16 protein-coding genes and 1 CRISPR repeat array are annotated in these 22,489 nt (G+C 37.2%); of the genes, 8 read left to right on the plus strand and 8 right to left on the minus strand.

What is annotated here, in order from left to right; genetic code table 11:
* Window positions 1-24: 24 nt before the first annotated feature.
* Window positions 25-1,353, minus strand: a complete 1,329-nt coding sequence (locus AC012T_RS25540; protein ID WP_487061966.1) for an ATP-binding protein — start codon at window positions 1,351-1,353, stop codon at window positions 25-27.
* 77 nt (window positions 1,354-1,430) lie between these two features.
* On the opposite strand from AC012T_RS25540, the gene AC012T_RS25545 reads away from it, so the two are divergent.
* From AC012T_RS25545 to AC012T_RS25560, 4 genes are all read left to right on the plus strand, one after another.
* Window positions 1,431-1,745: a TMEM14 family protein gene (locus tag AC012T_RS25545; protein WP_487061968.1), complete on the plus strand. Its 315-nt coding sequence runs from the start codon at window positions 1,431-1,433 to the stop codon at window positions 1,743-1,745.
* A gap of 454 nt (window positions 1,746-2,199) precedes the next feature.
* Window positions 2,200-3,438: a phosphotransferase gene (locus tag AC012T_RS25550; protein ID WP_487061970.1), complete on the plus strand. Its 1,239-nt coding sequence runs from the start codon at window positions 2,200-2,202 to the stop codon at window positions 3,436-3,438.
* A gap of 66 nt (window positions 3,439-3,504) precedes the next feature.
* Window positions 3,505-4,596, plus strand: coding sequence for a T3SS effector HopA1 family protein (locus AC012T_RS25555; RefSeq protein ID WP_487061972.1), 1,092 nt, complete (start codon window positions 3,505-3,507; stop codon window positions 4,594-4,596).
* Between the two features lie 381 nt (window positions 4,597-4,977).
* Window positions 4,978-5,427, plus strand: a complete 450-nt coding sequence (locus AC012T_RS25560; protein ID WP_487061974.1) for an acyl-CoA thioesterase — start codon at window positions 4,978-4,980, stop codon at window positions 5,425-5,427.
* Window positions 5,428-5,703: 276 nt separating this feature from the next.
* A CRISPR array of direct repeats spans window positions 5,704-7,878; the repeat unit is 37 nt; unit sequence GTTGAAATTTCAAATAATCCCTATTAGGGATTGAAAC.
* Window positions 7,879-8,056: 178 nt separating this feature from the next.
* On the opposite strand, the gene AC012T_RS25565 is transcribed toward AC012T_RS25560, so the two are convergent.
* From AC012T_RS25565 to menA, 3 genes are read right to left on the minus strand one after another with little or no spacing between them, the layout of a single operon-like run.
* Window positions 8,057-9,424, minus strand: a complete 1,368-nt coding sequence (locus AC012T_RS25565) for a 2-succinylbenzoate--CoA ligase (protein WP_487061975.1) — start codon at window positions 9,422-9,424, stop codon at window positions 8,057-8,059.
* Window positions 9,409-10,368 (minus strand): o-succinylbenzoate synthase, encoded by a 960-nt coding sequence (locus AC012T_RS25570; RefSeq protein WP_487061977.1) that lies wholly within the window; start codon window positions 10,366-10,368, stop codon window positions 9,409-9,411. The genes AC012T_RS25565 and AC012T_RS25570 overlap by 16 nt, the downstream gene beginning before the upstream one ends.
* Entirely contained in the window at window positions 10,368-11,267 is a 900-nt protein-coding gene (gene menA, locus AC012T_RS25575) for a 2-carboxy-1,4-naphthoquinone phytyltransferase (RefSeq protein WP_487061979.1), read from the minus strand. Before menA ends, AC012T_RS25570 begins: the two co-directional genes overlap by 1 nt.
* A gap of 533 nt (window positions 11,268-11,800) precedes the next feature.
* Here menA and AC012T_RS25580 point away from each other — a divergent pair.
* On the plus strand, window positions 11,801-13,210 hold the full coding sequence (locus AC012T_RS25580; RefSeq protein ID WP_487061981.1) for an isochorismate synthase: 1,410 nt from the start codon (window positions 11,801-11,803) through the stop codon (window positions 13,208-13,210).
* 217 nt (window positions 13,211-13,427) lie between these two features.
* On the opposite strand, the gene AC012T_RS25585 is transcribed toward AC012T_RS25580, so the two are convergent.
* Entirely contained in the window at window positions 13,428-14,291 is an 864-nt protein-coding gene (locus AC012T_RS25585) for an Rpn family recombination-promoting nuclease/putative transposase (RefSeq protein WP_487061983.1), read from the minus strand.
* 119 nt (window positions 14,292-14,410) lie between these two features.
* Window positions 14,411-15,718: a glutamate-5-semialdehyde dehydrogenase gene (locus AC012T_RS25590; protein ID WP_487061985.1), complete on the minus strand. Its 1,308-nt coding sequence runs from the start codon at window positions 15,716-15,718 to the stop codon at window positions 14,411-14,413.
* A gap of 152 nt (window positions 15,719-15,870) precedes the next feature.
* On the opposite strand from AC012T_RS25590, the gene AC012T_RS25595 reads away from it, so the two are divergent.
* Window positions 15,871-17,424, plus strand: a complete 1,554-nt coding sequence (locus AC012T_RS25595; RefSeq protein WP_487061987.1) for a cation:proton antiporter — start codon at window positions 15,871-15,873, stop codon at window positions 17,422-17,424.
* Between the two features lie 20 nt (window positions 17,425-17,444).
* Here AC012T_RS25595 and AC012T_RS25600 read toward each other — a convergent pair whose 3' ends face one another.
* Both AC012T_RS25600 and AC012T_RS25605 read right to left on the minus strand, forming a co-directional pair.
* Complete coding sequence (locus AC012T_RS25600; RefSeq protein WP_487061989.1) at window positions 17,445-18,008, minus strand: DUF3124 domain-containing protein; 564 nt, start codon at window positions 18,006-18,008, stop codon at window positions 17,445-17,447.
* A gap of 81 nt (window positions 18,009-18,089) precedes the next feature.
* Window positions 18,090-18,773 (minus strand): potassium channel family protein, encoded by a 684-nt coding sequence (locus AC012T_RS25605; RefSeq protein ID WP_487061991.1) that lies wholly within the window; start codon window positions 18,771-18,773, stop codon window positions 18,090-18,092.
* A gap of 185 nt (window positions 18,774-18,958) precedes the next feature.
* Between AC012T_RS25605 and AC012T_RS25610 the strand changes: the two genes are divergently transcribed.
* Window positions 18,959-20,953, plus strand: coding sequence for a M48 family metalloprotease (locus AC012T_RS25610; RefSeq protein ID WP_487061993.1), 1,995 nt, complete (start codon window positions 18,959-18,961; stop codon window positions 20,951-20,953).
* A gap of 167 nt (window positions 20,954-21,120) precedes the next feature.
* Window positions 21,121-22,485 carry a CHAT domain-containing protein gene (locus AC012T_RS25615; RefSeq protein ID WP_487061995.1) on the plus strand — a complete coding sequence of 455 codons (1,365 nt, stop codon included), beginning with the start codon at window positions 21,121-21,123 and terminating at the stop codon, window positions 22,483-22,485.
* Window positions 22,486-22,489 lie beyond the last annotated feature (4 nt).

A 22,489-nucleotide genomic window follows, 5' to 3' on the forward strand; every position in this document is an offset into this window, starting at 1 on the left:
TAAAAAAGTTATGAGGTAAGTTAATTATAGTCTGTTATTATTTTCATTAAGCAAAGCTAAGTCTGCTTTCAAGAAGTCAATAAACTGTTGTGCTGTTCTGCCAGAACGACCATTATGGCGAGTTGCCCATTGTAAAGCTTTATATTCTAAGTCTTCTTGATTAAGATTAATACCAACTTGTACTGCTAAATGGTTGACAATGTTTAAATATGTTTTTTGATCTGCTGCTTCAAAGGTTAATGTTAAACCAAAGCGATCGCTAAAGGACAGCTTTTCCTGCATTGTATCCCAAGCATGGACTTCCTCGTTATCCTTGGGAGTCGGTCTATCACTAAAATACTCACGAATGAGGTGACGACGGTTTGAGGTAGCATAAACAACGATATTTTGGGGTCTAGCGGTTAAACTACCTTCTAAAACTACTTTTAGCGATTTAAAGGCATCATCTTCTTCTTCAAAGGAAAGATCATCTACAAAAATAATAAATTTCTGCGGGACTCCCCGTAATTGTTCGACAATTTTTGGTAAATCTTGCAATTCTGACTTTGCCACTTCTATTAAGCGCAGGTTGTGATGACTATATTCATTTAAAAGGGATTTGACTAAAGAAGACTTGCCAGAACCACGACTACCGTAAAGTAATACGTGCAGTGCTGGTTGCCCTGACAATAAAAATTTTGTATTTTTTAACAGAGTATCTTTTTGCCACTCATAACCTACCAGTGTATTTAGCTGCACGGGGTCAGGATAAGGGATAGCCACAAAATGTCCGTTTTGCCAGCTAAAAGCCCGATATTCTGCAAATAGACCAGTTCCATGTTGTTGATAATAAGCTGCTAAATCTTCTATAGCATCAGCCCAAACGTCCAACTGTGAAATAGAGGTAACTAAATCAGTATCAATTTTTACTTTTTCTGGTTCTTGATACCACACCACCGGGGAAACTGGTAAATGAGCAACAACTTGTACCCATTCGCTTAAAATAGCGCTGTTACATTCATGTAAATTTTGTAATATTTGTAAATCGTGACGGGCTGCTGCGACTAAAGCCGGTGGTAAATCAGTAAAATCTCGTTGTTGAGCTAGTCTGGTAAAAGGATTGTCAGCGATTAGAATTTGACTAATTAAGTATTCTTCCCAGGTTTGTTTGCTGGCAGCCAAAGCTTGAAAATAATTACCGTAAGCTTGGAGACAGTCGCGCCCGTCGGCATCAGTGTATCTTATAGCTTGCAACAGATCAAGAAATGCGATCGCTACTTCGCCTTTCAAGACAGATTGGTACAGTAAAAGAGACGCAGCTTGGCGTTGCAGGAATTGAACTTGGGTATAGGACGAAGTATTTGGCGTAGACATCGCTTGATTATCCATTAATCAACTGTAATTGTCTGCTGATCAGGAAAGTAAAATCCAAATCTACATAGGTTGTAACAATGAATTTAGGTATAGTTGCCACTTTTGGTTATGGCGTTTTAGCACTAGTAGGTGGAATCATTGGCTATATTCAAGTTAAGAGCAAGATTTCTTTACTCAGTGGTAGTATTAGCGGTTTATTGCTGATTTTTGCTGGTTATTACCAGCTTCAGGGGCAAACCTGGGGTTTAACTTTAGCAACTGCAATTACCGCTGTTCTAGTATTATTATTTGCTTTTAGATTTGCAAAAACACGTAAATTTATGCCTGCGGGATTGATGATTATTTTTGGTATGCTGGCATTAGCAGTAATGGTGAATCAAATTTTTGGTTGATAACTGTATGAGTGCTTAAGTAAGCATATCCACCTTCTTGAAACCAGTGATTTCATTAGTACATTTATATCATAAATCAACCACGTTATTTTTATAACATATTGAGCCGATACGATAAATAACTTATTGAGTGCAAACAACATCATCTAGCAATTATTGATTAGCTAGTAATTTTTGCTATCAACAAGCTTTAACTACATAACTCTATATATACTAGAGTTATTATTCTCAATAATGTAAAGATTGTATGGAGTTCTCAGTATACTTTAAAGGAAAAATAAAGCGTATTTTGCCATTTTGGCAGGTTTTACTAACATAAATAAGATATCACTATATAGTAGCAATCGTTATTAATGTTTGCACTCTTGTTGCTATCTACCGAATACTGCTAAGGCTAAATCAACCTTGACCTCAGTAATTATCTCAGCAATTTAAGAAACTAGGAAAAGAATACATGATATTATCACTGTCTTCTCAAAATGTTATCCAGTATCTGCAAAATGCAGGTCTGTGTAGCTCAGGAGATGGCATATTATATGAATCTGAGTTACCAGAAAGTGGCAGCAATAATCGGAATTTACTGGTGAGTTTAGCAGATAATCGTAAATTACTGGTTAAACAAGAAAATCGCCAGAATTGTGGTAGCAGCCCCCATGATTTTTTTAATGAATGGTTGTTTCACCAACTACTTCAGCAGTTTCCAGTTCTTGGCAATATTGCGGCAATATCATCATCATTGCTACATTTTGATGAAGATAATTCTATCCTTGTCCGTAGTTACCTAAGTGAATATATGGAACTGGGTAAATTTTACAAAAATAACAGTATTTTTACTACAGAAATTGCCACCGCTATTGGTAATACATTAGCGAGTTTACACAGTTCCACTTGCCAACGACGAGAATATCGTGATTTCATGGATACTGCTCCCCAAGGACAGTTTCGCTATAACTTTTACAACCCTGCTCAAGGAATAGGTTCAATTAATCAAGATATTTTTGGCAATATACCCACTGAAGCACTAAAATTTCACACTCTCTATCAGCGCTACGAAAGTTTAGAATCAGCAATTGCTGATTTGTCCTATGAATGGAAACCTTGTTGCTTAACTCACAATGATTTACAGTTAAACAATATTTTGGTTCATTCCCGTTGGCAACAACTAGATAATTGCTTAGTAAAATTCATTGATTGGGAAGCTTGTGCTTGGGGAGATCCAGCTTTTGATTTGGGAACTGTATTAGCCAGTTATGTCAACATTTGGCTTTCTAGTTTGGTAGTAGATCCCAGTTTAGAATTAGAAGAATCTCTAAATTTAGCAATGATACCATTAGAGGTTATTCAACCTTCAATCTCGGCTTTACTCCGCGCTTATCTCCATGCGTTTCCAATGATTTTGGAATACCGTCGAGACTTTGTAATCCGCGTCATTCAGTTTACCGGTTTGGCACTAACTCATCAAATTCAAAACATAATTTCGTGCCATAAATACTTTGATAATAGTCACCTTTGTATGCTCGAAGTAGCTAAAAGTCTTTTAACTATGCCTGAGCAAGCTGTGTTAACTATTTTTGGAAGTTCAGAAACAGAGATTCTCCAGTCTGTCAGCGGATTAAACGACATAGCCAAACCTGAAAAAGAAAAGCAACTACTACGGATTTATTACGAAAAAACCCGCCTACAAGGTTGTTAGTATTTTAGTTAGTATTTTAGTTAGTATTTTAGTTAGTATTTTAAATATGGAGGTGCAAATTTATTAATGTTAGATAATTCTACCAATCAAATCTTGAATTCTTTATTTGATATTGCCACCAATATCCAAATTGAGCCGAATTTTTGTATTCAACATCCTGATTATCAACCTTTCGCTTTACCAGCTACAGTAGCAAACAGATTTCAACAAAATTCACAAGATTTACAACATAAATACCTGTCTCTACTACTACGTAACTTTCTGCATGGTATTTATTATAATGGTTCGCTTCAAACTGTTTTAGCAGTAAATAGTGAGAATGGGAATTACTCACCCCAAAAAACTTTAGATCAAAGCTCTAGTGTCGGAATTGATTGGGACTTTTACGAGCAATTACACGAAAAAAATCATGGTCATGGTCATTATGATCCTAATTGGGAAGTTTTGCGACTAGAACCTGATAGCAGTATGGCAGTAACTAAAAATGGTTTAACATTGTATGTTGAGCCAGAATGCTATCTTCAATCTAGTAAAAAGTCAGTCAAACCAGGTGAGTTAATTGCTATTTGGATGCCTAAAAATCGCTTGCAAAATGGCTGTTATGTGGCAGTTAGTAATCTAGGACAGGAACACCAGGATACACCAAAGACTAATGTGGAAGTAGGGCGAATTTATTTTAATTTTACCCCATCGGGTGCGATCGCTCTCATGGATAGCCTCACCCAACAACTAAACACCGCTAACATCCCTTTTAGTTTTGAAGTTCTTTATAACCCTTCAGCTTATGGGCGCTATGATGCTGGTATACTTCACTTTCAAAGGCAAGATTATCCAGCAATTCATAAAATTCTTCAGCCTGTTTACAAACAGCATCAATGTTATTTTCAGCCAGAAATTCCCTTATTTACCAAGTTTTTAGCCCCAGGACTCAGTTTAGCAGAAGAACCAAGCCAAAAATTTGCCGCACAGGAGAGCTTTGGCATGAATCGTTGTCAAATCGTTGCTAATGCTTTATTAGAAGCCTGGGATAAGGGTAAAAATGCCATTGAGGAAAGAATGCGGATAATTGATCAACATTTTGCCCAGCATCTAATTGATGTCCAGCGTCCTTATCTTAACCCCAGTTCTGAAGATATCTATATCCCCTTAAATTGTTAGTAACCCCAGTCAATTGCGAATTATCTAGTCAGGACTTACGCAAAACAGAACGGAAGTAGGGGTAATTCATGAATTACCCCTAGGCAAGAATCAGGTTTTGAGTTTAATCTTGCGTAAGTCCTACTAGTTATGGCGGGTAATTGTTCCCGATTCCCTAACTATCAACTTACCTTAATACTGCTTAGTGTATTAAAATGATTTCATAGAGCAGATATTTTAGGCAACACCAGAAAATAAATTATTCAATCTTGTAGGATAGGCATCCTGCTCGTCTTTGATAATTTGCGGGCTTTTCGTCCCGCATCACAAAAATTTTTTGTACATTTTTTATCGGGAAGTCCCTTACCTGTTTTTTGTATTTAATTTAGAAATTTTAACAAGATGATTTTCACCTATCAAAGAACTGTCAGATTTCAAGATACTGACGCTGCGGGAGTGGTGTATTTTGCTAATACCTTAAGTATCTGTCATGAGGCTTACGAGGAATCTCTAGGAAGCTTTGGTATAAATATCAAAACTTTTTTTACTCATCCTTCTGTAGCTTTTCCTATTGTTCATGCAAATGTAGATTTTTTGCGCCCAGTGTATTGCGGTGATAAGTTAATAATTAGTTTAATACCACAAAAAATAAGTACGGACAAATTTGACATTACCTATGAAATTACGGTAGATGAAGTAATAGTTGCTAAGGCAATTACTAGGCACGTTTGTATTAATGCAAGTAGTAGAACTAAGCAAGAATTACCAAATGAGATGATGTCTTGGTTGGAAACGAACCGCAGAGACGCAGAGGGCGCAGAGAGAAGAAAGTCACGGGAAGAGATAATTTAATCATCTCCTTTTACTTCCTTGGCGCTTGCTGTTTTCTTCGCCTCATGCGCGGACGGGTGGGTGTAAAAAATCTCAGTCAGCAGAAAATGGCTGAAATCTCGTCTAGACAAGGTTTTCCAGACTTTTATCTGGTTCACTCATCCGCGCACCTTACACAGCAAGGCTTTCAGCTATTTCCATCCTTGACAGAATTTCTGAAATGGACTATGATGAAACGGCTCGCGCAACCGCACCTTGAAAACTACATATATATAGGTTTTCAGCCGCCCACTGTTTGTTGAAATTTCAAATAATCCCTATTAGGGATTGGGTTGGTCTGTAAATTGTAGCGCCATGACCAGCCTTACTTCGTCTTCGTTTGTTGAAATTTCAAATAATCCCTATTAGGGATTGGGTTGGTCTGAAGGCTGCCATCTCTCCAAGGTTTGATGTTTTAGTTTGTTGAAATTTCAAATAATCCCTATTAGGGATTGGCAAGGTCAAGGCTCAAGATTAGGAGGCGAAGTCGGTTTGTTGAAATTTCAAATAATCCCTATTAGGGATTGTTGCTTAGTGAGAATAATTTCCTGATTGTCATCCAAGGTTTGTTGAAATTTCAAATAATCCCTATTAGGGATTGAAACACTACTTCCAGCACTTACACCGCCTGAAGCAAAAGTTTGTTGAAATTTCAAATAATCCCTATTAGGGATTGAAACAGCCTTGCTGAACCCGACGATGATTCAGCTATTGAGTTTGTTGAAATTTCAAATAATCCCTATTAGGGATTGAAACATATATTTGTACTTGCAGGAGCATTCCAGCCTTGGTTTGTTGAAATTTCAAATAATCCCTATTAGGGATTGAAACTTTTAGACTTCATGATAGCCATGATATCATCATCGGTTGAAATTTCAAATAATCCCTATTAGGGATTGAAACAAGGTATATAAACGAAATACCCAGTAACGCTTACTGTTGAAATTTCAAATAATCCCTATTAGGGATTGAAACCACCCTCAATTATAGGTGCTATTAGTTTGTCGCCGTTGAAATTTCAAATAATCCCTATTAGGGATTGAAACGTTGCAATAATAGAGAATATTTATAAATTCCTGGTTGAAATTTCAAATAATCCCTATTAGGGATTGAAACTTTAATCCAGAAATCGTGGCAAACTTAACCATCGTTGAAATTTCAAATAATCCCTATTAGGGATTGAAACTATTCAGTAAAATGCTACCGATAATAGAATAGAGGTTGAAATTTCAAATAATCCCTATTAGGGATTGAAACCAGGGATGCTCTATGGATTTAAAGGAAATAATAGAGTTGAAATTTCAAATAATCCCTATTAGGGATTGAAACATTCTCAGTTAAGATTGCGGCTTTTCCACTTCGCGTTGAAATTTCAAATAATCCCTATTAGGGATTGAAACAAAAGTTAAGTCTTTAACAACTTCCGTTTTTTCTCCCTGAAGTTGAAATTTCAAATAATCCCTATTAGGGATTGAAACTACTTGCCACCAGTTCCAAAAACCATCCGCGAGAAGTTGAAATTTCAAATAATCCCTATTAGGGATTGAAACGTTGAGTACTTAAATGAAGTCTCGGCCAAATACCCAGTTGAAATTTCAAATAATCCCTATTAGGGATTGAAACCTGAGTCGCCCCGGAACCGCACGCGTCTTGTAATGATGTTGAAATTTCAAATAATCCCTATTAGGGATTGAAACAAGATGGAAATCCAGGACGCGATGGTAAAGATGGAGTTGAAATTTCAAATAATCCCTATTAGGGATTGAAACTCTTCTACTTCTCCTAGGTGGGAAAAAATGAGAGAATGTTGAAATTTCAAATAATCCCTATTAGGGATTGAAACCGTTCATTTTTAATCGCCTTTTAACTTTTATTTAGTTTACGTTGAAATTTCAAATAATCCCTATTAGGGATTGAAACTTTTTCTCTCCCGGAGGGGATTTTGATGGGGATGGAGTTGAAATTTCAAATAATCCCTATTAGGGATTGAAACTTTTTCTCTCCCGGAGGGGATTTTGATGGGGATGGAGTTGAAATTTCAAATAATCCCTATTAGGGATTGAAACCAAAACAACCACCACTGCCAACTTATAAAAAAGGTAGTTGAAATTTCAAATAATCCCTATTAGGGATTGAAACAACGGTACACGACGAGTTTATTGTTGAATGTCATAGTTGAAATTTCAAATAATCCCTATTAGGGATTGAAACTATTATTATGCGATTACAGATACAAACATCCCTGGTTGAAATTTCAAATAATCCCTATTAGGGATTGAAACATCCTCCATGTTTTCAAGTTCGATTAAAACTCGATTGTTGAAATTTCAAATAATCCCTATTAGGGATTGAAACACTTAAACCTATGCCTACTATTTCACAAGTGAACGGGTCAAGTTGAAATTTCAAATAATCCCTATTAGGGATTGAAACAACTCAACAATTTAAATAATTTATTGAGTTGACCGGGTTGAAATTTCAAATAATCCCTATCGACTTCTTTTATTTATTGCGTCCATAAATGATAAATGGATTACAGAAGTCGTGGTTTTGGATATGAAGGAGTTCTATAAATGAATAATTACCAAGCATTTTAGCTTGAAAAGCTATACTACAAACTAGGTAAAACCAAATTATTAGTTGCCAGAAAATCCTCAGCAATTTGTTTAAGTTGTTCGCGGTTAATTTTCCCTTGTCCATTTCTAGGTAAGTTTGGTAGGGAAATCCAATGTTTAGGAATTTTGAATTTACTAAGTTGATTTTTGAGTTGGGTTTGGATTTCTAAAATAGAGGTATTCGGGTTTTTAGGAATATAAACAGCTGTTAATACTTGTCCCCAATGTTTATCAGGTATACCAATTACACAAACATCAATAACTAAGTTGGTTTTTCTAATCGCTGATTCAATTTCTGCTGGATAAATATTCTCGCCACCTGTAATTATTTTGTCGCTACTACGTCCGATAATATATAAATAGCCTTGGGAATCTAAAAAACCAATATCATCTACTAACAAATTATCTGGATTTTCCCAAAGTTCTGGATAGTAACCTAAAGCTAAAGATTTAGCTTGAATATTGATATTTCCTGTTTGATTACAAATTGTTATTTTGGCATGGGGGAGGATTTTTCCATTGTTAACTTTCCCATTTAGAAAATCATCAGGCTTAAGTGTGGCAATTTGAGAAGCTGTTTCTGTCATTCCATAAGTAGGTGCTAATCTAATATGATGAAACCTCGCTTTCTCTAAAAGTTCATCCCACGCTGGCGCACCTCCTAAAAGTACTGTATGACATTGAGTTAGCCACTGAGTTAATTGGGGATTTTGCAACAAACGTTGTAACTGAGTGGGGACTAATGATATAAAAAACTCTGCTGGGTTAATATTCGGTATTTGAAAAAATTCAACTTCTTTAAAGGGAGTAATAACCAATTTACCACTTGTGGTAAAACTTCGCATAAATTGCATTAAACCACTAACATGATATAGTGGTAATACACAAAAAGAATTAACTGTTTTTAACTGAAAATATTCTGTAAATCCTTGTACAGATGCCGTTAATGTTTCCCAGGTATGAATAGCAAATTTAATCTTTCCTGATGAACCACCAGTAGGAATCATAATAGTATTGGTAATTGGTAATTGGTAATTGGTAATTGGTGGTTGTAAATTAATATTATCTAGTCCCCAAACTATATCTGGTTGGACTAAATTAAAAACTTCTTCCCATTCTTTTTTTTTCCAGTCAGGGTTACATAGAAAAACTGGACATTTAGCAGCACAAGCAGCGATAAAACTGGCTAAAAATCGCACTGGTTCACGTTCAGCTAGAATAATTTTGGGTAGTGTTTCTTTTGTTGATAATTGAGTTAATTCTGAATATAATTCTGTTGATATTTGATAAAATTCTTGGCTATCATAACCAATTAGCCAATCGTGACTTTTAATTTTCTGTAAATAGTCTAAAGGTTGTTCCATAGATTTTGAAGCCAGTTTTCTGGTTGTTGTGTAAAAAAGTGGTTGATTCCAAAACCTACTGCGCGATTATTGCTAGATAATTCTGCTGCTAATTGCAATGCAGCTTGTCTACCAATTTCAGTTTCAAAGACAGATGAAAAAACTAGATCAATTTCATGTTCTTGACAGAATTTTCTTAACTGTGATGGTGAACCAATTATACCTGGTTTAATCACAAAAATACCTCGCCAACTTTGTTTATAACAATCTTCTAATTGTTGTAAAGTGGCTACGGATTCATCTAAAGCAATTTTAGTAAAATATAAATTACTTAATTCTAACATTTCTATAAATTGATTTATAGGTAATGGTTGTTCGATAAATTCAATTTCAGTTTGCAGATTTTCGCAATTTTCTAACCATAATTTAGCTTCTTTATAACTGAGTCCACCATTAGCATCTAGACGCAGTTTGGCTGAATTAGGTAAGCTTTGAATTAGTGAATTAAAAATATTTAATTCTGTAGCTATTTCATCAACGCCAATTTTCCATTTAAATGTTTTATATCCCTGTTCCCATAAATTCTGCCATTGATTTAAAGCTGCTACCCCTGCTGGTAATAAGCCGCTATAGGTGAGATTGTGGTAAGTTGTAAATTCCTTTGTATTCTCTAAATTTTCTAGTGCTGATTCAAAACCAAATTGACAAGCTGGTAAGTCATTGGGAATAGAAAAAATTATTTCTCGTGTTATTTGTTTTGGTAGTTGGCTACAAAAATCTAAGGCTTGTTTTATGGTTTCAGAACCAAACCAATGTATGGGGGAAATTTCCCCCCAACTCACCCTACCTGTAATATCAATAAGACGGAGAATAATGCTTTTGCGGATTTCCCAAATCCCATGATTGGTAATTACAGGACGAGTGAATTTTTGGTTAAGGGAACGAAAAGAAAATTGGTAATTCATTAACTAATTACAAATCCTATACCCAAAAACAAGCAACTTAGAAAATGAACTTTGACAGCGATGAATTTACAATTATTTACTTTATCTGGTTGGTTGTGATTCTCTAAGACGTGACGACATAATTTGTAAGCGTATGGTAAACTTAGTAAACTTAGTAATGTCCAAATAGGGAAAATATTCAAGATCACAAACAGCAAAGTAAAGGGATAAATACTAGCAGTGAACCAAACTAATACTTTTGCACCTGTTTCTGTACCTAAGCGCACAATAGGAGATTTTTTGCCGGCGGCTATGTCATCCTTAACTTGGTGAAAGTGTGAACAAAATAGAACTAAGCTGGTGGCAATACCGACAATTACTGAAGCTGCTAAATTGGTAATTGACCAAGTTTGAGTTTGACTGTAGTATGCTGCTGTCATTCCCAAGGGGCCAAAAGCAAAAAAGCAGAGAATTTCGCCTAAACCCTGGTATCCTAGACGAAAGGGAGGCCCTTGGTACATATAGCCCAACGCACAGCATAGCAGAATGATACCAATTACAGTCGGATCTTGTTGTAAAAGTGCGATCGCAATAATCCCCAACAAACCAGAACCTAAACACAAATTTCCTAACCAAAACATTAACCGCTTATTACCAGTCAAATTTACCAGCGAGTGATGTTTATTTTGATCAATCCCTGTTTCTGCATCAAAAACATCATTACTGATATTTTCCCAAGCCAGAATTAAAATCGCCGCAGTCATAAAAACCGCAAATATTACTCCATTAAAAACTTTAGTTTCTGCAAATGCTACCGCTGAACCTACCCATATAGGCATAATAGCAACACTATACATTGGCGGTTTAATCGCCGCCAGCCATAATTTATTTTTGGGAATTGAAATTTGATTTTGAGTCATCAATCTTCATGCGTTAAATTACTAGAAATTGACTTATAGCAGGGAACAGGAAATAGGGAACAGCAATAACCCAGCTTTGTATTTACCGTTATAGCTAAATCTTGTACTTTATTTGTAAGGATTCAGGACACAGAATAAAGAATTGAAAAAAAAATCACACTTTGAGTATTATGCTTGATATTTTTGTTAACATCTCGAATCTGTTAATTCCTGATTTGACAATTCTCCTGACTCCTGAATTTTTGCCTCCTTTTAACTGCTATACGCTGTATAAGTTAGATTTTATAGTTTTGTGAGATATTTAACGCTGGTGAATTCCCAAAAAATGCTAATTTTGTGATCACTGGTTTACCTCACTGTCATAAAACTTGGTTTTCAATTTCGCAGTCATAAACAGGATAAGTTCTGGAAAACCCCAGAAACAACCTAAAATGGCGCTGGTTAATGGTCACTGAATATGTTACCTATAGAAATACGACCATGATTTATTGCACTTTAGGAAGATAACTTAAAAAAAATTAACTTACACATCCATGACAATTTCACCATGTCGTAACCGTTTTTTTGTAGATTATAAAGATTTACATCAATTGCTGTTAGCAGTTCAAGAAAAGTGCTGCGAAAATCATACCCAGCAAATTGTGAGTATTTCTCTGGAGATTGACTTAATTGATCCTTTGGTTGTATTAGATAAATTTGCCCAAGCAAATACATTAAATTTTTATTTTGAAAATAAAAGTAAAGGAGAAGCAATTGCAGCTATTGATTCTATAACCAAATTAAATATTTCTGGTGCAGAAAGATTTGATCAAGCCGAGAATTTTATCAAAAATTGTCGGAAAAATATTATTAGTTTTGGGAATATTCTTCAAGGTTTTGCAGGTTCTCACTTTTTTTGTTCCTTCAGTTTTTTTGATCAGCATAATCAAGTAGATTATCCCTTTCCATCTGCTACTATTTTTCTACCTAAATTACAAGTCGCTGTCAAAAATGAATCTTGTGTTTTAGTAATGAACAGTGTAATTAGTGCTGATGTTAATATTCAAACAATCTTACAGGAATTAAAAAATAAAATTCAATCTCTCCAATCTTTAACAAAACCCAATATTGAAATTATTCCAGCTAAATTTATTAAAGAAAAGATTATAAATTCAGACAATTTTAAATATTCTGTATTGTCAGCGTTAGAAAAAATTAAATCTAATCATTTAATCAAAATTGTTTTAGCAGATGCCTTAGATGTTAAATCATATAATCCTTTTAATTTATTTAAATCTTTAAATAATCTCCGACAGTTACATCCTAATTGTTATGTTTTTTCAACCAGTAATGGTAAAGGTCAAAATTTTATTGGTGCAAGTCCAGAACGCTTAATTAGTATTCAAAATCAACAATTAATTACTGATGCTTTAGCAGGTTCTGCACCCAGAGGTAAAACTCCTAGAGAAGATGCAGAAAATGCGGATAGATTAATTAATAGTACTAAAGAAAAACATGAACATAAACTAGTACTTGACTTCATTACTCAACGTCTATCACAACTAGGTTTGTTTCCGCAAATTCTCTCCCCACGTCTGCGACAATTATCTAATATTCAGCATTTATGGACACCAATTAGTGCGGTAGTTCCTGCTAACGTCCACCCTTTAAAAATTGTCGGACAATTACATCCTACACCAGCGGTTGCAGGTGCAGACAGAGATATTGCTTGTGCAGAAATTCGCAATTACGAAAATTTTGAAAGAGGTTTATATGCAGCACCTTTGGGTTGGGTAGATGCTTCAGGTAATTGTGAGTTTATTGTGGGAATTCGTTCGGCATTAATTGATGGTAATTACGCTAGACTATATGCTGGTGCTGGTATTGTTGCCGGTTCTGATCCTGATAAAGAATTTGCTGAGGTACAGCTTAAACTGCAAGCATTACTTAAAGCATTAGTTTAAGAGGATGTTTGAAAAGTGGTATTCGGTAATTTTCATCACATTCTTACCCCCCTTAGTCCCCTACGGTGTACACACAAGTCCTATTTAAGATTAAATCGGCGGTTAGAAACCGCAACTACACAGGCAAAACCCACCTTCGTGGGTTGAAAACCAGTATTGTTTCTTAGTCCACGCAGGTGGACTTCGTTTGTGTAGCCGTGATTTATAATCGCCCTTCTCAGACATCCTCTAACCAGCGAATTACATCAGCTTGACTAGAAAAATCTAAAATTGCTTCTGCTAAACTTTCTAATTGAGTTGTAGACAACTGATTAATTCTCTCTTCAGTCTCAGCATCAACCGCACCAAATCGACGGGACAATAAACGGAGAATTAACAACACCTCTCCTTCCTGTTTTCCTTCCTGTTTTCCTTCCTGTTTACCGATATTAATACCTTCCAGCTTTCCTTTTTGGAGAATATCTTGATAAATTACAGATTCCTGCATAATTTCCTCTCGAAATAGTTGTCGAATTACGTCCTTTTCAAACCGCAAACCAGCTAGAAGCTGGACACAGGTTGAGATATTTACTCGTTCCTGGTTTTCTTCAATCATATCTAACTGGTCTGCGACTTGCTTTAACAAAGTATTTGGTGAATCGGTTTTTGCTAATGTCGCTAATGGTAAAAGACCAGAATTTCTCAAAAGTGGTGCAGGATCTTCTTCCCACAACCGAATCACTCGATACTCGTGTCTGGTTCTCCTATCTACATACTCTGTAGTAAAGACAATTTCTGAATCGCTAGGTTGCAGAAAAATAATTACCTGCTCAATTGGACACCAGTATTGACGTTTCAATCTGGTATAGTAATCCAACATCCTAAAGTCTAGTGGTGGTTTGGATTTTGGTGTAGTTTGAAATTCTAAATGGAGAATTTCCTGAGAAATTTGTAAAAATGTCACAGAATCAGCACGAATGGGATCGAGATTGAGTTCTGTTTTCAGTACCTGGATATCTGAACTTTCTGATGATAGTAACCATCTAGCAAATTCACCAGGATACTTTTCGGCGAGATACTTGCAACTATTATCGTAAACCAAGGTATAATTAATCAGATAAAATGGGTGTTTTTTATAATAACACCTTAATAGCGATGATAAGTAATGGCTAAACAGATAAAAGCTGGATTAGAAATTTATCGTCGCTATTTTCTTAAATTTTATTCCAAATCACGATGAGTAAATGATTTAGCATTTGCCCCGGTGTAACTATCCACAATATGACCATCACCAGACATTTTATATTTATAAGTTATCAACCCTTCTAAACCAACTGGGCCGCGAGGTGGCATTTGTTGAGTGCTAATTCCCACTTCTGCACCAAAACCATAACGGAAACCATCAGCAAAACGAGTAGAACAATTGTGATAAACTCCCGCTGCATTTACTAAGGCTTGGAATGTTTCTGCTGTTGTTATATCTTCGGTAATAATTGCTTCTGTGTGCCGAGAACCATAATTATCAATATGAGTTATGGCATCTTCTAAAGAATCAACAATTTTAATTGATAAAATCAAATCGCTGTATTCTGTTTCCCAATCTGTGGTTGTAGCCAGAGAAATTTGAGGTAAAATTGCCAAAGTTCTTTGATCACCTCTTAATTCTACATTTTGTGCTTCTAAAGCTGATGCCACAAGAGGTAGAAATTCTGAAGCAATACTGCTGTGAACTAATAAAGTTTCAATGGCATTACAAGCCGCAGGATATTGAGTTTTAGAATCTACAGTAATACTAATTGCTTTATTAATATCAGCGGCTTTATCTACATAAAGATGACAAATTCCATCTGCATGACCAAGTACAGGAATGCGAGTGTTTTCTTGGACAAATCTAACGAAAGAATTAGAACCTCTGGGAATAATTAAATCTACATATTTATCTAATTTTAAAAGTTCTAATATTTCTTCTCTAGTTGTTAGCAATTGCACGGCATCGGGATTAACAGCAGTGTGAGATAAACCTTGTTTAATAGCTTTAACGATGGCTTCACAAGAACGCAATGCTTCTTTGCCACCTTTGAGAATTACACCGTTACCTGATTTAATGGCTAAAGAGACAATTTGAATTGCTGCTTCGGGACGGGCTTCAAAAATGATTCCTAACACACCCAAAGGACAAGTAATGCGTTTGAGAATTAACCCAGAATCAATTTCGCGGTGAATTTGCACCTTACCTACAGGATCTTCCAATTTACCAACATCTCGCACACCTGCGATCGCATCTCGTAACTTATGTTCATCCAGCTGCAACCGTTTATAAAGGGGTTTAGCGATTCCTGCGGCTACAGCAGCTTGACAATCAGCCACATTAGCTAAGAGTATTTCCTCCCTAGCTGATTCTAAAGCCAGAGCGATCGCATCAATAGCTTGATTTTTGTCCTCAGTTGAAAGCAATCCCAGCTTACTAGCAGCTAAACGGGTTTCTTGGGCAATCTGAATTAAGGAAAAAGTACTCTGCACAGTAGTCATAACAAAAATAAAGCTAATTATAATAACCAAATATTAACCAATTTTGGCACAGATGTGGTCATCATAGCTAATTTGTCGGACATGAGATTTAGTGCTAATCACCGCTTTAGCAACATCTATCTACAAAATTTAAATAAATTCTCAGTATTTAAATGAATATTACCGAATTAGTCAAGATTTCAATTATTCTCCTCCTTGTTGCCACAGGTGTAGCTTTAGTATCTCGTCGGTTGCGAGTCCCCTACGTCACAGGTTTAGTTTTAGCAGGTTTACCAATTACTGAACTATTATCTCGTCCCATCGGGTTAGATCCTGCCCTGGTTTTGAATCTTTTCCTACCGATTCTCATCTTTGACGCTGGTATCAATACCGATATCAGCCGGTTACGCAGCACCTTTAAACCCATTGCCATATTAGCCGTTCCAGGGGCTGTGCTTTCCAGTGCAATCATTGCCATGCTGTTGAAATTTGGACTGGGACTGACTTGGATACCTGCTCTATTTGTAGGAGTAATTCTGGCAAACACTGATACAGTTTCCATGATTGCCGTATTTAAAGAAATACAAGTACCTTCTCGGCTTTCTGCGATCGTTGAAGGAGAAACCCTATTTAACGATGCCGCTGCCCTAGTTTCATTTAACCTGATTTTGCAAGTCTATTCCACAGGTTCACTGACCTTACTAGAAGGAATTCAACAAGTACTATTTATCTCTGTAGGAGGTTGCCTCGTAGGTTTAGTCTTAGGCTACTTAAGCATACCTATATTTTCCCGTTTAGATGATCCCCTTGGCAGTCTATTACTAACAGTGGCAGTTGCATTAGGAACCTTTCAAGTTGGTCAATCTCTCGGTGTATCAGGTGCTGTTGCTGTAGTTGTAGCTGGATTAATTTTCGGCAATGTTGGACTGTCTCGCAATACTTCTGCTTCCAATCGCATTACCTTGTTTAGTTTTTGGGAATATGCCAGTTTTACTGTCAACACCTTTATTTTTCTCCTAATTGGTGTAGAAATAAACCTAGTCACACTCTGGAGAACTTTACCTGCTATTCTACTAGCTGTTTTAGCTTATCAAGCTGGAAGAATTCTCACAGTCTATCCATTACTAACAGCAATTCATTGGTTTGACCGCCCAATTCCTCTGCGCTGGCAACATTTACTCTTTTTAGGCAACATCAAGGGTTCACTTTCGATGGCTCTGGTATTGAGTTTACCCAGTACCCTGCCAGGTCGAGAATTTCTGATTACTTTAGTCTTTGGTTGCGTGTTGGTGTCATTAGTCGGACAGGGTTTAAGTTTGCCTGGGCTAGTAAAACGCTTAAAATTATCTAAATTTTCAGAGGCACAGCACCAAGTTGAAGAAATGCAAGCTCAACTGATGACAGGTAAAGCAGCACAAGATGAATTAGATAGCTTGTTAAAGTCAGGAGTATTACCAAAATCCCTCTATGAAGAGATGCGTTCAGCTTATCAGGTGCGAATCGCTGGAGCAGAAAAGGCATTGCGGGAATTTTATAATCGCCGTCCAGACGAGTTAGGAGCGAAAAGAGATGATAGCTGTAAATTAGAAGCTATTCGCCGTCGTTTACTACTTGCAGAAAAAGGAGCGCTCAACGAAGCAATACGAAAGCGAATTCTTGCCGAAGATATTGCGCGGGGGCAGATACAAACTATTGATGAACAGTTACTCCAACTTGATGATGATTAATTAATAGCAATTTAAGACCATTATTTTGCTAATGAATCTTTGTCGCTATTTTGATTTTTAATGACCTTACCAGAACTGGTAAAAGAAATTCCTTGCTGAAAGTCAGTACCAATCATCACCGCTTCTACTATCGGTTCAGATATTTCTGTTGAGGCTACCCATTCGACAATAAAGTTTGCGCCTAAACCGCCACTGGTATTATTTCTATTAATAAAAAAATCTGTTGAAGCCAGTGCATCAAGTTGAATTGGTTGCTCTAAATAGTTCTTAACTAATTTACCATCTGAATCATAGTAGCGCACAGAAGTAATGATCAGCGGATTTGCCAAATCTGTATTGCGAATACTGAGCGTAGCCGCTAAATTAAAAATTTCCTGTCGATTGTGATGATAAATGTGAGAATAGACAGGCACATAAATTGTTTGACCCATTGCTATCTTGAAGTTTTTATCTAAAGTCACTATCTTTTGAGATGAGATTGTCTGAGTAGTATGAGATTGTGACTTAGATGAAATTTCTGTTGCTTTACAAGACGCAAGCAAAATTACTACAACCACTAAATAAATATGTAGATAAAACTTCATTAAAAATAAAGGAATCCTATTAGAGTTTTCAACAATTTATATAGATATTTTACCGCTTTATTACCAATTACCCATTACCCATTACCTATTCTCACACCCTTCGACAAAATCAATAACTTGGTGGACACACCCTGGCTTGGTGACAATCAGTATGGTTGAACCCGGTTCTAGCACTGTACTACCATTAGGAATCATTAAATCCTGATGAGGAAGGGGTTGGTAGCCAATAATTAGCGAGCCAGTAGGAAACCGAGAATCTTGGGCAATTTCAGCAACGCTACGATTGACTACATAACAATTTGTGGGAATAGAAAGTTTTAAAACCTCAATTTGCCCCTGGTCAAAATGCATCATTGATTCCACTTGCGGATACTCAATGGCATTCACCATTGTTGAAACTGCTAATTCCACAGTACTGATAATATGGTTGGCTCCTACTAAACGAAGTGGTTCAGCAAAATCGGGGTGACGCATTCGACTCAAAATATGGGGAACACCGTAGTGTTTGGCCAGAGTTACCAGCGCTAAGTTCAATGCATCACTTCTGAGGACAGCTGCTAAGGAATCGGCTTTACGAATTCCTGCTTCTAACAATACTTCTGTACTCACAGCACTGCCTTCAAAAGCCATTGCTCCTACTTGTTCACGGGCGTAGCGGCAAGCGGTAGAGTCAATATCAATGATGGCTACAGTATGCCCTAGTTCTACTAATTTTTGAGCCAAAGATAGCCCTACTAAGCCCGCTCCACCAATTAGCACGTACATAGTTGCTCCTGATACTCAAAAACGTTCTACTTTACTTTATAGGTAGGCAAAGCAATAAAGGGTGGGATATCCAAAAAAATCTGACTACTACTTCTTTAACTTTTGCGACATTCAGATGACGAATACGGGATCTATTGAGTATTCATGGAATAAAATAGCACCCTTTTGATCTGGGATATCATAAAATGTCATTGCAATCAGGGTTAGATGCCTTTCAACAAGGGCAATATCAAGAAGCAGTTTATCTCCTAGAGGAATTTTCCCAAAACTCCCTAGAACTCAACTCTCCAGATTACCTGACAGCCCAAATGTGGCTGATGAAAGCTTATCAAAAAACAGGCGATACAGAACAAGCGACAATTCTGTGGCAAAAGTTAATCAACAGCGAGAACCCACAGGTACGAGAATGGGCAGAACAAGACCGACCATTTTTCTCCTCAGCCAATCAGCCTAGCTTCCAAAAAGCGGGACGTGCAGCAGCCGTGGGAGTGAACTTGGCAATGGGAGGAGTAGGTGGGAGTTTAGCCCTAGCATCTGGTATCACCATAGCCTTGTTATTTGGGATGGTGTTTGTTTTAGGTTTAAGCCTAGTATTGATTGCCAGCAGTAGTGATCCTGTAACTGGACTAGCGATCGCGATCGCTATTACCTTAATATTCAATCTAGCAGCCTTTTTCTTTTCTCCCTTCCTCATGGACTTAAGCCAAAACTGGCTTTACAAGACCCGTTGGGTAAACTTAGCAGAAATCGAAAACCTCAGCCCAGAAACAGGAAAAATTATTCGCCAAGTCTGTCAGCAAAAAAACATCACCACCCCCCGACTGGGAATCATCGACGACCAAAACCCCACCGCTTTTACCTACGGTTCCTTACCTAACAGCGCCCGGTTAGTCGTCAGCCAAGGACTTTTCACCTACTTAGACGATGATGAAGTTGCTACCGTCTACGCCCACGAACTAGGGCATATAGTCCACTGGGACTTTGCCGTCATGACAGTAGCTTCCACCTTAGTCCAGATTTGCTACCTGGTTTACAGCACAGCCAGAAGATTTACCCGTGGTGGTGGCGATAACAAAATCAAAGACGCTTTAGAAACTGCTGGTTTTGTTGCTTACATCTTTTATATTATTGGTACTTACCTGCTGTTATATCTTTCTCGCACCAGAGAATATTTTGCAGACCACTTTGCAGCCGAAACCACAGGGAACCCCAACGGACTCTCCCGCGCCTTAGTCAAAATCGCCTATGGCATCGTCGAAGAAGGTTCACGCGCCCAAGAACCCAGCCGTTTAATCGAAGGAACTCGCGCTTTAGGCATTTATGACCACAAAGCCGCAACCACAACCGGTACCGCTTACCGCATCTCCTCCGACCCGCAAAAAATTGGTCGCATCTTTTTGTGGGATATGTTTAACCCTTGGGGTTGGTGGATGGAATTAAACTCAACTCATCCCCTCACAGGTAAACGAGTCCGCGCCCTTAGCACCTATGCAGAACAACTGGGTTTACCCACAGAGTTTGACATGGGAAAAGTCATGGGTGAAGGTAAAAACCTGAATAAGAGTAAGCTTTACGGCAACTTCTTCTTAGATGTTGTCTTATATGGTGCAGAAGCGATCGGTTTATTCCTTGGCTTATTTATCGGTGTGTTGATGTTCTCAGTTTCAACCACCTCCAACCCAGGTTTAATGCTGGGTGCGCCATTTATTGGTTTAGGAATCGGCATATTAATCAAAGCTTTCGTCATGTTTCCCGACTACAGCAAAGCCATACCCACAGATATTCTCACCTTAATGTCAGACCCCTATGCAAGTCCTTTGCGTGGACAACCTGCCAAATTACAAGGGGAATTAATTGGTCGTGGTGACGCTGGTTATAAATTTGGTTCTGACTTGAAACTCCAAGACCCCAGCGGAATGCTTTATTTACATTACGCCTCACGTTTTGGCCCCATTGGTAACTTCCTCTTTGGGATGAAGCGGGTAGAAACCTTAATTGGTCAACAAGTGGGAACTATTGGTTGGTTCCGTCGGGGAGTTATGCCTTGGATGGATTTAATCCAACTAGAAGGCGAAAACGGTACAATTGTCAACAGTTACCATCGCTTCTGGTCATTTATACTTAGTGGCGGATCAATTATCCTAGGACTGGCGTTGATTGTGCTTTTTAGCAGCAACTAATTTGCTGTCAAAGCCTTTCTGATTTATCCAAGCTGTATTTTTTACTATTCCCCACAACTACCGTGGGGAATTTTATTAATATTTCCTTCTTTCTTCTCTTCGCGAATGCGGTTCATTGAATCATTATTTTTCATCAAACAAATAGCTAAAACCTTTGGAGTCAAGTAATGTTTCCAACTAGATTAAAAAAATGGATTATCTTTCCTCTATTACTAATAGTAGTATTTTTGAGTACAATTACCTTGAGCCTAATTATTCAACATCAACCTGCGATCGCTGTTAAAGAACAAGACTGGGATAGATTTCTCAAAACCAAAGACTTTACTACAGCAGTCAATGAAGTTGAAAAACACTGGGAAAGAGATTATGAAGAGTATTTTAACCAAAATCTTGGCGAATTTTCACTCAGGGCTGAAGATATAGCAAAAACTCTTTCTAATCTATCTCAACAAACTGCCACAAAACCTGCGGTAATCTGGATATGGCCGCGAGACAAACAACTACAACTAGTAATAATTACTCCCGGCAAAAAGCCAGAAGTTTATAGTATCAAAAATGCAGATAATGAAACTTTAATTAATCTTGTCAAAAAACTAAAGGCAGAAATCACTAGTCCCAGTAGACGTAGGACTAAATCATATTTAAAGCCAGCCCAAAAACTATATGAATGGATGGTCAGACCATTAGAACCTACTCTCAAAGCCGAGAAAATAGATACATTACTCTTTTGTTTAGGTGCTGGTTTACGGACTTTACCCTTAGCAGCATTGCATGACGGAGAAAGTTTTTTAGTAGAAAAGTATAGTATTGCTCGGATTCCTGCTTTTAACCTGATCAAAACTGACTACAATAAAATTAAAAATGCACAAGTTTTGGCTATGGGTGCGTCCGAATTTTCTCAACTGGAATCTTTACCAGCCGTACCAGTAGAATTGGAAAGAATTACTCAAGAATTGTGGTTAGGTAAACAATTTGTCAATCAACAGTTTACAGTCAAGAATTTACAAGAACAGAGAAAAAAACAGCCTTTTGGAATTATTCATTTAGCTACCCATGCAGAGTTTAAACCAGGAAAACCTCATCAATCTTATATTCAGTTCTGGGGTAATGAAAGAATAGGGTTAGATGAGATTGAAAAATTGAAATTAGGTCAACCACCGGTAGATTTATTAGTTCTGAGTGCTTGTAGAACCGCATTGGGAGATCAAGAAGCAGAATTAGGTTTTGCGGGGTTAACAGTGAAGTCAGGAGTGAGATCAGTGTTAGCAAGTCTTTGGAATGTTAGCGATATGGGAACCTTAGCTTTAATGACAGAATTTTATCAACATTTACAGAAGACACCACTAAAAGCAGAAGCACTCCGACAAGCGCAAGTTGCCATGCTAACAGGGAAAGTAAGTTTGCGAATGGGTAAGTTACAAGGATCTAGTCAGGATTTACAACTTCCACCAGAGTTAGCAGAATTGGGAAATGAAACTTTTTCCCACCCTTATTATTGGTCTGCTTTTACAGTTATTGGTAATCCTTGGTAACAAG

This window comes from Anabaena sp. EIM26 (genome assembly GCF_057568715.1).